The sequence below is a fragment of the Chloroflexota bacterium genome (assembly GCA_014360825.1).
Classification (GTDB): domain Bacteria; phylum Chloroflexota; class Anaerolineae; order UBA2200; family JACIWT01; genus JACIWT01.
Genome location: JACIWT010000002.1, coordinates 218,321 through 234,563 on the forward strand (window position 1 = coordinate 218,321; position 16,243 = coordinate 234,563).

The 16,243-nt window shown below is 57.9% G+C and carries 7 protein-coding genes; all 7 read right to left on the reverse strand.

What is annotated here, in order from left to right; all coding sequences use genetic code 11:
* Positions 1 to 91 precede the first annotated feature (91 nt).
* The gene (locus H5T64_02335) at positions 92 to 4,408 is read right to left on the reverse strand and encodes a PD40 domain-containing protein (protein ID MBC7263177.1); all 4,317 of its coding nucleotides are present in this window, start codon (positions 4,406 to 4,408) and stop codon (positions 92 to 94) included.
* 337 nt (positions 4,409 to 4,745) lie between these two features.
* Positions 4,746 to 5,444, reverse strand: a complete 699-nt coding sequence (locus tag H5T64_02340) for a response regulator transcription factor (GenBank protein MBC7263178.1) — start codon at positions 5,442 to 5,444, stop codon at positions 4,746 to 4,748.
* Positions 5,437 to 11,526, reverse strand: coding sequence for a GAF domain-containing protein (locus tag H5T64_02345; GenBank protein MBC7263179.1), 6,090 nt, complete (start codon positions 11,524 to 11,526; stop codon positions 5,437 to 5,439). The genes H5T64_02340 and H5T64_02345 overlap by 8 nt, the downstream gene beginning before the upstream one ends.
* 7 nt (positions 11,527 to 11,533) lie before the next feature.
* On the reverse strand, positions 11,534 to 12,268 hold the full coding sequence (locus tag H5T64_02350) for a methyltransferase domain-containing protein (protein MBC7263180.1): 735 nt from the start codon (positions 12,266 to 12,268) through the stop codon (positions 11,534 to 11,536).
* 18 nt (positions 12,269 to 12,286) lie between these two features.
* Positions 12,287 to 13,885 (reverse strand): GH3 auxin-responsive promoter family protein, encoded by a 1,599-nt coding sequence (locus H5T64_02355; GenBank protein ID MBC7263181.1) that lies wholly within the window; start codon positions 13,883 to 13,885, stop codon positions 12,287 to 12,289.
* 72 nt (positions 13,886 to 13,957) lie between these two features.
* A complete protein-coding gene (locus H5T64_02360) occupies positions 13,958 to 14,527 on the reverse strand; it encodes a DUF1295 domain-containing protein (protein ID MBC7263182.1) in 570 nt (189 codons plus the stop codon).
* 20 nt (positions 14,528 to 14,547) lie between these two features.
* Positions 14,548 to 16,059: a radical SAM protein gene (locus H5T64_02365; GenBank protein MBC7263183.1), complete on the reverse strand. Its 1,512-nt coding sequence runs from the start codon at positions 16,057 to 16,059 to the stop codon at positions 14,548 to 14,550.
* Positions 16,060 to 16,243: the final 184 nt, after the last annotated feature.

Sequence of the window (16,243 nt, forward strand, 5' to 3'; positions counted from 1 at the left end):
CCCTTGGTCATCGTCGTATCTGCTAGCAATAATGAGAGCGCTGCCGCATCGCCGCGGCAGCGCTCTGCAGAGGACGGGTGTGGGCGGGACGCTACTTGGAGGTTACGTCCCGCTTTTCCAGACCCTGCGAGTACGTGATGATCTGGGCAAGGGACATGCCTCCGTTCTCGATCAGGTCAGCGTGAGGCCCATAGGTCAATCTCTCTATGATTGTACCTGCCTGGTTCGTGCGATAGATATCCCAGTTGCCGGGCTCATCCCGATCGCTCTGGAAGAAGATCCAGTCGCAGGAGGGGAACCAAGCCGGTGCCTTATCGTTGGCTTCGAAGTTGGTGATGTTGGTCACGTTCTCGCCGTTGACATCCATCACCCAGATGTCCCACTCACCGCCGCGGTTGGACTGGAAGGCGATCCACTGGCCGTCCGAGGACCAGACGGGGCGCACATCGGCCGCGTCATTGTAGGTCAGGCGCACCAGGTTGTTGCCATCCTGATCCATGCGGTAGATCTCCCAGTTGCCATCGCGGTCCGACTGGAAGGCGATGGTGCGGCAGTCCGCGTCCCAGGCGGGCTGGGCATCCGATGCCTCGTGGTTGGTCAGGCGGATGACGTCTGTGCCGTCCAGGTTCATACGGTAGATCTCCCAGTTGCCGTCGCGGTCCGACTGGAAGGCCACCCATGGGCAGCCGGCAGATGGAGCGATATCGGTGGCTGGGTTCTCGGTCAGGTTCACCTGGGCGCTGCCATCGCGGTTCATGCGGTAGATCTCCCAGTTCTCATCGCGGAAGGACTGGAAGAAGACCCAGAAGCCTGTCGGGTGCCAGGTTGGTGCGGTGTCGTCTGCGTCATTGAAGGTCAGACGCGTCTGTTCGCTGCCATCGTTCTTCATGCGGTAGATTTCCCAGTTGCCGTCGCGGTCCGACTGGAAGATGACCTCATCCACGCAGTCCGGGCAGCCCAGGAGAGGCATGGCGTTGCCGAAGTCCAGTCCCTCGAAGCCGGTCGGTGCCGGGCTCAGCAGACGGTAGGTCCCATCGTGGTTGAAGTGCACGCGGTAGACGCCGTTGTTGGTATCGGGATAGGTCTGGATCCAGCCTTCTTGCGGTACTTCCTCGATGGTATGGTTGCCTACAAGCGGGGTGGTGAGAAGCCACTTGCCGTCGGCCCCGGTCTGGGTGCGGTAGACCTCTCTACCAGCAGCATCGCGGATGATGATGGTCCAGCCACTCAAGAGTGGTTCATCCGGGTCCTTCTGCCCGATGTTGACCACATCGTGGAATTTGCTGCCCAAGACCACTGGTGTCCACCAGGCGAAGCCGAAGTCCGCGTCGCGGTATTCCAGACGGTCGCACGTCAAGACGACAGGCTTCGGGTTATTCGCCGTGGTCAGGAAAGCACCTGCAGGCAAGTTGGGATCGTACTCATCCACTTGCACCCAGTAGTCGCCTAAAGGCAGGCAGTCGAACTCATAGTACCCGAGGGCGTCGGTCTCGGTGCAGCGGATCAGGTTGAAGTACTTGTCGCGCAGGCAGACGGTGATGTTCGCCAAGCCAAATTCCCAAGGATCCTGGGCCTTGTCTTGGTTGCCGTCGTGCCAGACGTAATCGCCGATCAGACCATCCAAGACGGTGACGTAGGTCTCGCAGGTAGCGGAGTTACCACAGTCGTCGGTGACGGTCAGTGTAACTTTATATACGCCCGGGCCAACCTTGGTGCCGGCCACTGGGGACTGGGTAATGGTGAGAGTTTGGTCGCAGTTATCGCTGGCCACCACTTCGGCGGTGAGATCGGGGATTTCGGCCTCGCACTCCGCGTTGACGTAGAGAGTCTTATCCGGTGGGCAGGAGATGACGGGCTTCACCTCGTCGGAGGTGAAGGTGATCTTCTGCACGCAGGTGGCCTCGTTACCGCAGTCGTCGGTGGCCTTCCAGGTGCGGGTGATGGTGGTGACGCAGCCCGAGGTAGAGGAGGAGTCGGAGTAAGTGATGGACGGGCTGGGGTCACAGTTATCGGTAGCGGTGGCGTAGCCTGCGGCGGAAGGGCTGGTGTCTTCAGGGTTGCAGCCCAAGTCCTTATCCGGTGGGCAGGAGATGACGGGCTTCACCTCGTCGGAGGTGAAGGTGATCTTCTGCACGCAGGTGGCCTCGTTACCGCAGTCGTCGGTGGCCTTCCAGGTGCGGGTGATGGTGGTGACGCAGCCCGAGGTAGAGGAGGAGTCGGAGTAAGTGATGGACGGGCTGGGGTCACAGTTATCGGTAGCGGTGGCGTAGCCTGCGGTGGATGGGCTGGTGTCTTCAGGGTTGCAGCCCAGGTCCTTATCCGGTGGGCAGGAGATGACGGGCTTCTCGCAGTCTTTTACTGTGACGTTGAATGTGCAACTCGCGGTCCCGCAACTGTTCTGGGCATAGCAGGTAACCTGTGTGGTCCCCACGGGGAAGGTGCTGCCAGAAGCCGGTACACACCACACCGTCAGCGGGGGAGTGCCCGTAGCCGTTGGTGCGGGCCAGGTAACCACCGCGCTGCATTGGCCAGGGTCGTTACACACCGTAATGTCCCCAGGACACTGGATTGTTGGGGGTGTGCAGGCTCCCTCGCACGATGGGCCCGTCACAGTGCCCGTATCGGTCTCCTGTCCGGCCTTCGTGAACCATCCCACCTGGGTTGAGCTCCAGATACCGTTCAGAGTGAAGCAGAAGACCGCGCTCTGCCCTGGTTCTATGCTATACTCCCACTTGATGAGGTGGCCATGGCCAGGCCAGTGATGCTCATCGGTGAACTGATTGGTGTTGGGATCGGAACTCAGCACTTCGTGCATGGGGTCGTCGCAGAGATCTAGGTCCCAGTGGCTCAGGGCGGGACAAGCCTGGCCGCTGGCCAGGTTAGTCACCCGGTAGCACCAAGTTTGCGTGTTGTTGGGGTTGTTGACTACGGACACGAACTCCACACTGAACTGTCCGGCATTCTGGCAGGTCTGCCGATTGCCGAACTTGCGGGTGACAACATCGTTCGCACTTTTTACCTGAAACTCTTGCTCCAATCCGCCACTGGTAGTAACATCCCAGCCTCCCTGGGGCGTCTCGACCAGTTTGTAGTCCCCTGTCGGCTGGTCCGTCCAGATGGCCGCGCCGGTAGCATACTCGGTGGTTTTGGTCCCCACCCAGTCCCAAGCGCCAGAGATCTTCCGGTACAAGGTGAACTCCCAGCCACCCAGGCGGTCCTCTCCAGGGTTCTCACTGCCGTTCCCGTTCTTGTCGTTGAACTTGATGACCTGGATAACCTTCAGTTCCACGTTGCCGAACATCAGCGTGGCGCTTTCGCCAGTGCCGAGGGTGACTTCTCGCTTGCCATCAGAGGGGTCGGTGTGCATCCAGCCCGACTTGTCCTCCTCCACTACTCTGTATTGCCCAGCGCTCAGGCCGGTGAAGATGGCGTTGCCACTGTAGTCTGTGTCCTTCTTCGTCTGATAATCCCAATTGCTGCCGACCTTTTTGTACAGTTTCATCTTCCAGCCCTGAACATTGGCCTCGCTGGGATCCTGTACGCCGTTCATGTTGTCGTCGGCGAACTTGTGGGCGATGATGGTGCCTGTACCCATCCAGGTCTTCGTGGCGTAGGCGCGGACTGGCATCTCGCTCGGCGTGGCCAGGAGCATGTTCTGGTGTCCTGAGCCAATGTACATGAAGTAAGTTCCGGCGGGCCAGGCGAGCATGGCCTCAGCAGTGATGTTGGCCGTGCCTGCTGTGGTCGAGTAGATGGTGAACTGAGCATCGCCCATGCCATCGGTCTTCACCGTGATGGTCTTCACATTGGGGTCACTGGGACTGAAACTGCCGAAGTTCGTGGTAACTGTAACGTCCCTGTTCCCCGCCGGTTGTCCGAGGTGCTCGGCGCGGATGGTGAAAGTGTGGCTTGTATCACCTGGCAACTCGTTTACCACATGGGCGGGCGTGATCTGCAGGCTCGGCCAAGTCTGTTGTTGGCAGTTCGCTTCGGCCTCTGCGATCAGGGCATTGACCTCATCTGTGTACTTACAAGGCGAGAAGCCGTCAGTATAGTACCAGAGAGCCTGTTGGACCACGCAGGCGTTGTGGTTATTCCGAGGCAAGGCCGGAGTGCCGTACTTGCTCAGGATGTACCCGATGGGACAGGGGGTCTGCCCTGACGCCTGGTAGCAGTCGCCCTTGTAGATGTAATTGTCCAGGTCGAAGCAGAACATGACCATATTGGTTCCGCCGACGTTGACATAGAGCTCCCCTATCCAGGAGTACCCGCAGCCGCTTTCCCCGTAGCCTTTATTCCCCTCGTAACAGGCGGTCCAATCTGCCCATGCTACCGAAGCGGCAGCCAACATGAGGACGAGGACGACGCAGAGAACGATTCCTCTCACTATATTCGATTTCTTACACATACTGCCTCCTTGCATTTGTTGTGTGGCTTATGTACTTGAACAATACCAATCTCTTGCTAATCTCCCCTCCTCCTGTTGGGCGGCTCATCCTACTGTTATCATTCTGTAGGCACCTGCGACACGCAGGTACAACGAACTTGGCCACGAGCCAATTTCTAATCCCACTATACAACAACAAAGTAAACCCACGGTCAACGGACGGTTCCAGTTTCCTTACAGTTTTTGTAACTTTGAGGAACGCCTTGTTCACTAAAAAGAAACCCTGGGCGATGGTCCACATCGCCCAGGGTCGGATGGTTTTCCGTTCTGGACAGCGGGTCAGAGCGGGTTCGGGCTGCTATTCACTCTTCATGAAGCGGTAGCCGAGGCCCCGCTCCGAAACGATGTATCGCGGGTTATCGATATCCGGCTCGATCTTGCGTCGCAGACGGTAAATGAATAGTTTCACGTAATCGGTGTCGCTGATGTACTCGGTCCCCCACACCTTCTCCAGGATCTGCCGATGCGTGAGGACGCGTCCGGCGTTCTCGGCCAGGTAGAACAGCAGGTTCAGTTCGGTGGGCGTGAGGTCCACCCGTTCGCCGTTCAGGGTGACCATCAGCCGGTCGGCATCAATGACCAAGTGTTCGTCCGCGTACAGGACCCCGCCACGCACCGGTTCACCAGCCTGTGCCCGCCGCATCACCGCCTCCAGGCGCGCCTCCAGTTCCTTCAGGCTGAAAGGTTTGGTCACATAATCGTCAGCCCCTAGTTTGAGGCCCTTGACCCGCTCGTCCTCCTGGGTCCGCGCGGTGAGAATCACGATCGGCACGTCCGAGAGTTCGCGTATTCGTCGGCACACCTCCCAGCCATCCAATTTTGGCATGGCGATGTCCAGTATCACTACGTCGGGCCGGTGAGCGTACAACTGTTGTAGCCCCTCCAGGCCGTTGGCCGCGAAGAGAACCTGGTAGCCGACTTTGGTGAAATACAGGTCGAGTGCCCTAACCAGGTCCAAATCGTCCTCGATGATGAGTAATTTCCCCTTGCTAGCCATTTTGGCCTCCTTCTTCCGTCATTGCTGCTTCTTGGAGAGCGCCTTCTTTCGGTAATATTACAGTGAAACGGCTGCCCGCTCCTAATTCGCTTTGCACCTCGATCTTGCCTCCGTGGGCCTCCGTGGCCTCCCGCGCCAATGCCAGGCCCAAGCCAGCACCTTTGATGCCCAATTTAGCGGCTATGGGTGCGCGATAGAATTTCTCGAACAGGTGTGGCATAGACTCTGGCGGTATGCCCACTCCATGATCCTGCACGCTCAGGATGACATTTCCGTCCTTCTCGTAGGCCGACACGTTCACGAGACCACCGTCGTGGCTGAACTTGATGGCGTTGCTCAGCAGATTCTTGACCACGATGGTGATCATCTCCCGGTCGGCCTGGATGGGGGGGAGGTCTGTATCCACATCTACTTGGACGGTGATACGACGCTGCTGGGCTTGGATGTGCAGGAGTGATACCACTTCATTGATTACCTGACTCAGGTCCAGGGGCGCGCGCCTGGGCTCAAAGCGCCCGGACTCGAGCCGCGACAGGTTCAGCAAATCGTTCACGATATCGGTGAGCCGGTCTGTCTCGCGCTCGATCACCTGCAGGAATTGTGCCCGCATCTTCAAATCGCCCTCGTCTAAGTGGTCGAGAAGCAGTTCCGCATAGGCCTTCACCGTGGCCAGTGGGGTGCGCAACTCGTGCGACACGTTGGATATGATGTTGGATTTGAGGCGGTCCACCTCTTTCAAGCGGGAGATGTCGGTGAAACTGAGCAGGTAGCCGAAAATGTTGCCTGTGTGGTCGCGCAGAGGGGTAACGCCCATCAACACATCGCGGTTTGCATCGGTGCCTCTCAGGACCAATTCCTTCGATGGCACTCGCTCTCCCGCGGCCATGCTCTGTGAGAGAGGGCTGTTGGGCGCGGTCAGGCTTTCACCGAACACCTCATCCAACCGACGACCTACAACCTCCGCGCCCCGATAACCAGTGATGGTTTCGGCGGCGGGGTTGAAAATCAGGATGCGCAGGTCCAGGTCCACGACGATGATGCCGCTGAAGGTTTCTGCCACAATAGTATCGCTCTTGCGTCTTTCCTCCACTGCTTGCTGGTAAAGCCGAGCGTTCTCGATGGCCACGGAGACTTGGCTGGCAATGGTGCTGGCCAAGGCGATCTTCCCGGCCTCGAATTGCCTCCCGGGCTCCACGTAGTCTAAGGCCATGAAACCGATGACCTCATCTTTGCGCACCAGCGGGACGATGAGCACGCTCTGTATGCCGAAGGGAACGACCCAATCTGCCGGCAGAAGACCTAGCGTCTCGCCTTCTAACACCAAAGCCTGGCGCTGGCGCATCACTTGCACCAGGGCAGGGATCTCTTCGATGGCCTGAGAGTACGTTTCGGGCTTGAAGCGAGCCCAAAGATCTTTGTCCACTTTCCCAGAAGCGAACTGTGACATCAAGGGCACAATGTGTTCGCCCTCGGGGTTCAAGAGGAATATACTGCAACGAGTGACATCGCAGACCCGGGCCGTGCGGTGGGCGATGATTTTCAGCACTTGGGTCAGGTCCAGCGTCGAGTTCACCGCGTTCGCAATGTCAAGCAATAAGGATGACTCCACAGCGCGGGCGTGCTCGGCGGCGTAGAGCCGGGCATTTTCGATGGCGATGGCCACCTGGTCGGCCAGGGTTTGCAAGATCTCGAGATCTCCCGCGCCGAAAGCGCCTAATTGCGCGCTCTGCACGTCCAGTACTCCGATGACCTCCTCCCGCAATTTGATGGGGACAGCCAACTCGGATCTCGTCTCCTTCATCTCCTCCACAAAATAGTAGCGAGGCTCTTTATCTACATCGTTGACCAACAGGGGCTGCCCACTCCCGGCCACCCAGCCGGTGATCCCCCGTTCCCCCACTTTGAGACGGATGCCTGGAGCAGCTCCTCCCTTCTGTCCGGCACTGGCTCTGAGAACGAGTTCCTGCGTCCCTGGATCCACCAGGAGAATATTGGCATAATGATAGCCAAAGGTCCTGGCCAGCAAGTCCACCACCCGATATAGTAGTATGTCCAATTCGAGCAAGGAAGTGACGTCCTTTGCCACCTCGCTGACGGTCCTCAGTTGAGTGGCTCGGCGCTGCTCCTGCTCATAGAGTCTGGCGTTCTGGATGGCGGTGGCTATCCGGTCTGCTAATACTTCCATGGCCACAACATCCTCTTGACCAAACTCATTGAGACGGATGCTTTGCACATCCAGAGCCCCGATGACTTTATCACCCATCTTGATGGGGACACACAACTCCGATTTGGTGAGTACCTCTGGCAGAAAACCAGGGATGTAGTAAGGGTCTTTGCTGATGTCATTGGCCAACCAGGAACGACCCGTTCTGGCGACGTAGCCGATGATGCCCTCGTCCAGAGACTGCTGATACCCCTCCGCCACAAAGCGCTCGTAGCCGCCGCTGGCAGCGCGCAACAGCAATCGGCGGTGTTCTTCGTCCACCAGGAAAAAGGCTACGTTGTAATAATGGAAGCTCTCTCGGATAGCATGGGTTACTTCTTGGATCAACCTATCGGCTTCCAGGAAGGAAGCAGCCTTTTCGCTCACCTTGCTGATGAGCGCCATCTGGGCGGCCCTCGTTCGCTCTGCCTCGAAAAGCCGGGCCCGCTGGATAGCGATGGCCGCCAGATCGGCCAGGGCCAGGAGCAATCCCCGGGCTCGGTCATCTGGCGGTATGGCGTCCAGAGCGATCACGCCAATGACCCCCTCCTTGGTCCGCAATGGCACGTTGGTGAGTTGTGGCGGGATGCGACCTGCCTGGCGCAGAACCCGGGGGTCAGAGCCGGTATCCGGTATTTCCAGCATCTCCCCGGTTTGGATGACGACGCCGAAAGTGCCTTCGTGGGCGTAGACAGGGCGGGTATTGAAGGACTCCACTGCCTCCGGCGGCAAGCCCCGCTGGGTCGCGATGCGCATAGTGTTCGTCCTGGGATCGAGGAGCACAATGGACCCCTCTTCTCGACCCACCAGGGTCATGGCCTCTCGTAGCACAATGTCCAGGATCTCTTCCAGGCTGAGGGCGCGGTTGATGGCTTCGCCCACCCGGGTGAGAGCAGAGAGTTCCCTCACCCGGGCCTGAGCCTCTTCGTACAGACGAGCGTTCTCGATGGCCAGGGCAGCCTGGTTAGCGAAAGCCAGCGCAGTCCGCGCCATTTCCTCGCTGTAGGCGCCGGGCTGCCGGTGGTCCACGGTCAAGAGACCGATCACCTCGCCCTTGACCAGCAGGGGAACACCAAGCCAGCCTCGGACGTACTCAGTGCCGCCCAAGCCCCGGAAACGCCCGTCTTTCTGAGCATCGGGCAAGAACAGGGGTTGTCGGGTCTCCACGATGTGGCGGGCAAGAGCGTCCTCTTCCAAAGAAAAGGAGACCTGCAAGGCGCGCTCGAGGTCGGGGAAACCTCGCCCGGCTGCAATTCGAATGGTCTGGCCTGAGAGGAGTATGATAGAGGCGCTATCGTAGGCAACGAGTTTCCCGAGTTGTTCCAAGATTCGATCGAGTACATCTCTCAGGTCCAAGGTCGAGCCCAAGACGCCGGCAACCTCTCTCAACGTATCGGCGACCTTTCGTCTCTCCTGCTCCGATTGATAGAGGCGGGCGTTCTCGATAGCCAGGGCTGCCTGGTGAGCAAAGGCCTGGAGGGAATGGATCTCATCATCGGTAATGGTCTCCCTCACTGTGGCTACCAATATGTTCCCCACCGGCTTGTTCTTGATCATAAGGGGGATGGTGGCCATGGTCTTGATGCCCGCCATCTCCTGGACGATTTGGCATATCTCAGCGCTCACGACGGGGCGGAAGAGGTCATATAGGGAATGGGTGGTATATACGCGGCCGGTGAGGGTTGCTTGCACCCCCAAGTTCTCTTTCTGTGCCAAGGCCACTTTGCCTTCGATCACTTTCATCCCGGCCAAAGATTCTCCCGCCTCTACCAGCGCTGGGTCAATGGAATACGCGCGCACGGTGAAGCTACTGGTTTCCTCCTCGTACTGGGCTAACAATGCCGCCTGGTAGCCCAGGCTCACAATAGCCTGGACAACCCGATCCAACACCTCCTGTAGGTTGAGGGTCGAGGCCACTTGTAGGCCCACTCGCTGCAGGGCAGTCAGTTCCCGGACGCGTTCGCGCAGGCTTTCATCGGTGCGTCCGTAGAGCCTGGCGTTCTCAATAGCGATAGCGGCCTGGTTGGCAAAAGTAGTCAGCAGTTCTATTTCGTTCGCGGCGAAATCGTGTGGGCGGCTGTAGTAGGCAGTCAGCACTCCGAGCGTGCCCTCTTTCCCTCGCAGGGGCACATCCACGAAGGCGCGGAATCCCTCCGTGCGAGCCAAGGCCACAAAGTCGGCGAACCGTGGGTCGGTGAAGATATCTCCTACCACCAAGGGTGCGTTCAGTGAAGCAGCCAGGGCCCGTGCGCTCTCGCCCACTGGCAATCTCTGGGAATGAGCGATGAATTCCTCACGGAGCCCCCACCCGGCAACCAGATCCAAGGTGTTGTTCTGAGGGTTTAATTCGAAGAGCGCTGCTTTCTGGCAACGCATCACCTCTGGGATGGCCTGCACGATGGTCTCCAGCACTTCTCGCACGTTCAGTGAGGAGGTTACTACCGAGGAGATTCTATTGAGCAGGGCCAATTCATCCACTCGCCTGGCCACGGCGAACAAATGGGCATTCTCGATGGCCACCGCGGTCTGGTTGGCCAGCGTCACCAGGACAGTCTGATCATCGGTAGAATAATCTTCGCCCGAGACCTTAGGACCGATGACGAAGATGCCGATCAATTCATTTTTGACCCGCAGAGGGATCAGCAGTTCTGCTTCTAAATGTGCCAGATCCTCTCGTTCCTGGGCCCACAGGGCCCGGAACTGGGGCCCGGCTTCGATTGCTTGACGGGTCAAGACTGTAGTCTGGCCGGTCAACCGCTCTACCAGCGGGTGATCGGGCCGGAACCGAATGGCGCGGATATGCTCCGGCGCATCCTGAGGGGCGGCCATGTACAACTCCCCTGTCTCCCCCTGGCGCAGAAAGAGATAGGCCGAACGAATGCCCATCGTGGTCTGCACTTCTCCCAGGAGCAACTTGCCCAGTTCATCGAGGTCAATGATAGTTGCCGCGCTCTGGCTCAGGCGGCGCAACATCTGCTGCGCATCGTATTGTTCGCGGAAGATGAGGCGGTCCAGCACCAACTGGGCTCTCTCGCGGAGGGGCCGCACGAGAAGGGTCAACACCGCCACCCCAGCCACCGTGATCAAGACAATGCCGCCACCCACCTCCTGATGTGCACGCTCCAGGGCAAAGAAACTCAGTAAGTATACGGAAACGAGAGAACCTACCAATAGGACGTACGCCAACCCCCGACGTATCACCACCCGGATGTCTAACAGCTGGTAGCGGAAGATGACGTAAGCGATGAGCAGGGCATTGATGATATTGCCCAGAACATCCAAAGGATAGATCTGTAGGGCAGGGACAAACGAAGTAGCCGTTCCGATCAGAACGAAGGTGATTCCCGATAGCAGGTAGCGGAGGCGGTTCTTCTGCAGCCAGGAGCGGCTGCGCCGATGTTCACGGGCGAGTAAATATATGGTGCGGCCCACAACGGAGTAGACTGCCAGCGAGATGACCGCTACCAGCGGGCCGAAGTGGGGCAAGTATGCTGCGCCACTGGGGCTGGGATGGGCCAGAGCAACATCGGCCACGACTAAGTCCGTGGGTGTTAGGGCGATCGCCGTCACAAAAGTTGCCCAGGCCACCGGGTTCCACCACTTGTGTGGGGGCAGCATCAGGAAAGCCTGCACAAAGAAATAGTACACGATAAGGGGTATACTGGCGCTGACGATAATCAATCGGTAAGCCAGTAGCGCACTGTGGGAGTCGTGGGCCAGGCTGACCAAAATGAACACGACCTGCCAACAGGTCATCGTCAGCAGGTAAACCAGGAAAATTAGATTGGTGCGATTGCGCAGGTTTTGGCGCAGGCTGACGACTACCAGGCTTACATAGCACACCAGCGCAACATAAGACGCTATCAGTACTAAGGACATGCCCTATTCACACCCTTTGGGCGGGCGGGCTCTTAACAGACCTCATCAGTAGGATAACTGGGTACCATCTCTCTGTTGGATGTGGGAAATCGTGAATTTCGATGTCGGACAGGCCGAACCGTTCTAGCCAAGCACGCCACTCGGCGATGGTGTACGTTTGGGTGAAGGCCAACCCCTCCGCTCGCGCTTGGGCACTGAAACCGCGGGATAGTTGATAGAAGAAAAGCAGGAGGCGCACGACGACCTTGCCGCTGCCCGTGCGCCAGGCGGGGCTGGCTCCCATATCGGTGATGACCAGCCGACCGCCTGGTTTCAGAACCCGCACCATCTCTGCCAGGGCATCTTCCACTACGGTGTGATGCATGGCCATGGAACTGACGACCACGTCGAAGTCCTCGTCGGGAAAGGGCAGGGCCATGGCCGAAGCGTGGTGCAATTCGATGCGCTCCTCGAGCCCCGCTGCCTTTACGTTCTGCGTCGCTCGCTCCAACATAGCCGGGGTGATGTCCACGCCGACTACCTTTCCCGCCGGCCCCACGCGCTTGGCGGCGGCGATGGCGATGGCGCCGGTGCCTGTTGCCACGTCCAGAACACGCTCCCCGCCTGCTAACTCCATGCTCTCCAACAGTCGCATCATTAGGTCAGCATATTTGATGCTGCCGTACTGTTCGACCTCCTTGACGAAGGTCTCATCGTAAGTGGGTGCCCACTCACGGAAGGCTTCTTCTACCACACTGGCCATTGTATCTCCCCTCCAGTCTTAGGCCGAGAGCAACGTCTCTACCACAGTATCACGGGCATTGACACGCGGCGGCTTCAGATGTGCCAGTTCGGCTCCCTGCTCCTGTTTCTTCTTGATATAACGCCCAAATGATCCAGGGGGTAGCAAAGTTACTTTCAGCGGGTCTATGCCCAGCATGGGCTTCATCTCGGCATAACCCGGGTCCAAGTTCGACAAGGCTGTGTGCAACGACTGGGTAACTTCCTCCAGCGATGTCGTAGCACCCTCTTTCAGTTCCACGTACGCATGGAGGACGGGTTTATCCCCCACATATTCTTTCCGTGCTGTCCAGTCAGCGTAGGGGATGCCGGAGTCCGTAAAGACTTGCCATAAGGCCTTCTCCGTCAGGCGGGTGAAACCTCCCAGGTCTATTAGGCCGTCTGCGCGGGCGTAGAACTGCATCTGGGGGATGTCTACGCCTAATTCATCATCGCGCAGGGCGATGATCTCAATGAGGTCACCGATGCGATACCGGGTGAAGATGCCGCCATGGAAGTTCGTCACCACCAATTCGTAAATACCTGGGCTGAGTTCGTCCAGCAAGAGAGTGGAGGGCCGATACGTAGGATCTTCGCAGGTGCGCAGGAATTCCGTCTCGGGGATGAATTCCAAGAAATTGCAGTCCGCAAGAAAGGTCATCCCCTTGCGATTCCAGAGTTGGACGGCGACGCCTCCAAACTCGCTTCCGCCGTATCCTTCCAGTGGCTTGCAACCCCAGTATTCCTCAATGCGGCTGGCGAAGAAAGCCGTGTCCATTCCCCCGGCCACAATGCCCTTGACCGACCAGAGGTCTTTTGGTAGGAGTGCCCGCCCCTGTCGTCTGCTATTCAAGAAGCCACGGCCAAGACGAAATAGCACATTGGGCTTCAAATAGTCCGCTGATAGTTTCATAGTGCGACCCGAGCGGCTCTGGAACTGCTCGGCCACACCTACCAAGACGCTGGAGAGGCCGTAGAAAAGGTCAATGCCTGCGTCCAGGGCCATCTTGAACCCTGCTTCGACGCGCTCCTGAAAGCCCATCGTATCGCCTTCGCCCATAGGCGGCAACATGCGGACCTCCAGTTGCTCTTGCAACCCTCGGCCCAAGAGTCCACCGGTCATATAGGGCGGCGGCGCCAGTGTGTAAAGACACGTGTCACCTGGTTCAAGGCGCACATCGCCGCGCCCGGCGCAGGAAGCGAAAATGAAAGAGGTGATCATAAATTCGCTCACCTTCTCGTAGAACTCGCGGGGGTAGGGGGCCCACTTGCACTCGTACTCTCCGGAGCGGCCGGAGGTGCGTACCCAGACGTAGGGCGGGCGAGGCAGCACATCGCCGCGCTTTTCCGGCAGATACGGCGCGTAATCATCATAGGTGGTCAGTGGAACCATAGCCCGGAACTCCTCCACACTGCGCGGGACCTGACCACGCATCAGTTTGCGGCCGAGTTCGCAGGAGCCGAGCACCTGGATTTGCTCCAGGAGCAGGCGTTTCTGGACCTGCATGAACTCTTTCAGACTGAGGTCTATGAAGCCGCAATACTTCCGCCACACCTCATCCCGACGTCCCTCCCTGAGCAATTGTGCTGCGGTAACCATGTGCATTTCTCTCCTTTCTTGTGCTTTAGCATTGTCGGACAAATCTATGGTCCGAAGGGCGGACCAATGCGTTCAGCCCTTGCGAAAGGACTGCACGCAGCGGCGAACGCTTTGCGCGTTCGGTATTAGCATGGGAGTCTGCTGTTGATATTTCCTATACGCATCGCCGAACACTGGCACGAGATAGACACGCTCCATTACATACACGCGCAGAACAAGGATGGCCAGCCAAAGGATCGCGCTCGTCAAGAACAGCCACCCGCCAGACATACAATAGACGGCCAGAAACAAGAGCCCACTCCAGAGTACCTCAGGATGCCGGCATAAAGCGTAAGTGCCTGTTGTGACTAGTTGATCGCCCACTCCATCGCGCAAGTAGGTGGAACGAAATGGTATCTCCCAGAAAAGAGAGTATGCCAGTAGAACAATGGCTGTGACAAGCAACGCGATCCCTATCGCCGTCCTGACCGCGGACATAGTTTCCGTTGAGGATTGCAACGCTGCCATCCATACGGCAAAGCAGAACACCACCGTCGTCAAGATCTCGATCAGCAGTTTCCAATACCGGATGCCCCGGAGGGCAACGATGTCCAACAGAAAATTGGCGAGTAGTGCAACTGTGCCCAGGACCGTGTACGCCATATCTGCACCTGAGAACCATCTTAGAAAAACGGCCCCAACCGTTTGCCAACCTGTCGGACGAGGGACAGTTCCGGAGTTCCTTCGCAGGCTGTTTCGCCCTCTCGCCACACCAGTCGAACTGCCCGATAGAACTGCCTTATCTCGTCTAAAGAGTAGCCCAGAGCAAGCAAATATCCCACAAAGTATTCGCCCCCCGGAAAATAGGTGGAATTCGTTACCCGCCCTATCACTTCCATCATAGCGGCAAAAGCCTCTCCACTGTTCATAGTGCGGTGTTCCCAGGTCATTCGCTCACCGATGATGCCGTATCTCGCACGGTTCTCATAGATATGAGTGTGGGGAGCGACGTCGAGCACGTAGGGGCCAAAGGTGTCTGGTTGAGCCTCGTTTAAGACCGCAATCGTGTTTTCTATGGTTTCTGCTGTCTCCCCAGGAAAGCCGATCACCAAATTAAAGTGGGTGATAATTCCAGCCTCACGGGCCATACGTGCGGCGTTTATGATATCCGCTGGTGTGTAACCCTTGTTCATGCTCCTTAGAATGCCGGCATCGCCAGATTCCACCCCGATATCCAGGGCCGCGCATCCTGCTCGTTTCATCGAATCCAGCAGTTCCGGCGTCAAATCGTTCACGCGCCCGTAGGCCGTCCAGCGCAGACCCAATCCTTTGGAGGTCAACTCCTGATAGATGGCATCACAGACCTCGGTGCATCGTCGGCGAGGCGCGGTAAAGCATGAGTCCACGATGCGGAATACACGCGTGCCGTACTTGGTCATACCGCGTCGAAACTCCTCGACAACCCGCTGCGGTGACTTGTGTCGAACGGGTTTGTCCCAGTAATGCACCTCGGAGCAAAATGCACAATTGTAGATGCACCCACGCGCGGTCTCCACGGGGAGTACGTTTATGTACCCATCTGAGCCTTGAGGAGTGAAGCCCAAGAGTTCCCAGTCCGGGTATGGTAAGGAATCCATAGCCAGAAAGGCACGGCGTGGGGTAATCACTGCCTTGTTGTTGTGCCGGAAAGCAATGTCGTTCACGTGTTCCAGAGAGGAGCCGGCCCGGAGCGCTAGGATCATTTCGCGGAAGGTTTCCTCTCCTTCGCGCAGGATAATGGCATCGAGAGCGGGGATATTCTGCAGCAGGATCTCTGGTGGGATAGACCAACTCAAGGGGCCACCCAGGATAATTTTAGCGCTGGGGGATGCTTCTCGGACGGCATCGGCAATTGTCCGAACCCATTCCTCGCCCATGAATGTGGAGGAAATAGCGACGATCTCGCTGCCGTCAAAGGAAATCGTATCGGGAGCGAAATTAGCCAGCGTAACATCGGCTCGCTCATGCGCGATCAGGTACGTTGCCACGGCCACAGCGCCGAGAACTGGGGCCATCAGGCATATACGCTCCTTTTGTCCCAGTAGCGCCGGCATGAAGAGCGGGAGAGCCGGTATGCCGTCCGCGCTCGCACGTGCGACCTCGTAGGGCTCGAAGCCTGTGATGATGAGTATGGGTGGTGTATGGCCCACGGGCATCGTGACAACGTCCTTTGTTACCATCTGCTTGCAGTTGCACAAAACTGGGCGCAAGACAAATGTTACCTGCTTTTGACTAATTATATCACAATTTACGGAAAATGGCAAAGGGACACAACTGAAAATGTCCTAGAGGCGTTGACCATATCCATATACCTGCACAGAAAGGAGAAGGCAGCCCGGT

Bases quoted from the DNA above. Each gene is read 5' to 3' on its own strand.
- H5T64_02345 (MBC7263179.1), bottom strand. From the start codon at position 11,526: ATGTCCTTAGTACTGATAGCGTCTTATGTTGCGCTGGTGTGCTATGTA.
- H5T64_02335 (MBC7263177.1), bottom strand. From the start codon at position 4,408: ATGTGTAAGAAATCGAATATAGTGAGAGGAATCGTTCTCTGCGTCGTC.
- H5T64_02365 (MBC7263183.1), bottom strand. From the start codon at position 16,059: ATGCCCGTGGGCCATACACCACCCATACTCATCATCACAGGCTTCGAG.
- H5T64_02350 (MBC7263180.1), bottom strand. From the start codon at position 12,268: ATGGCCAGTGTGGTAGAAGAAGCCTTCCGTGAGTGGGCACCCACTTAC.
- H5T64_02360 (MBC7263182.1), bottom strand. From the start codon at position 14,527: ATGGCGTACACGGTCCTGGGCACAGTTGCACTACTCGCCAATTTTCTG.
- H5T64_02340 (MBC7263178.1), bottom strand. From the start codon at position 5,444: ATGGCTAGCAAGGGGAAATTACTCATCATCGAGGACGATTTGGACCTG.
- H5T64_02355 (MBC7263181.1), bottom strand. From the start codon at position 13,885: ATGGTTACCGCAGCACAATTGCTCAGGGAGGGACGTCGGGATGAGGTG.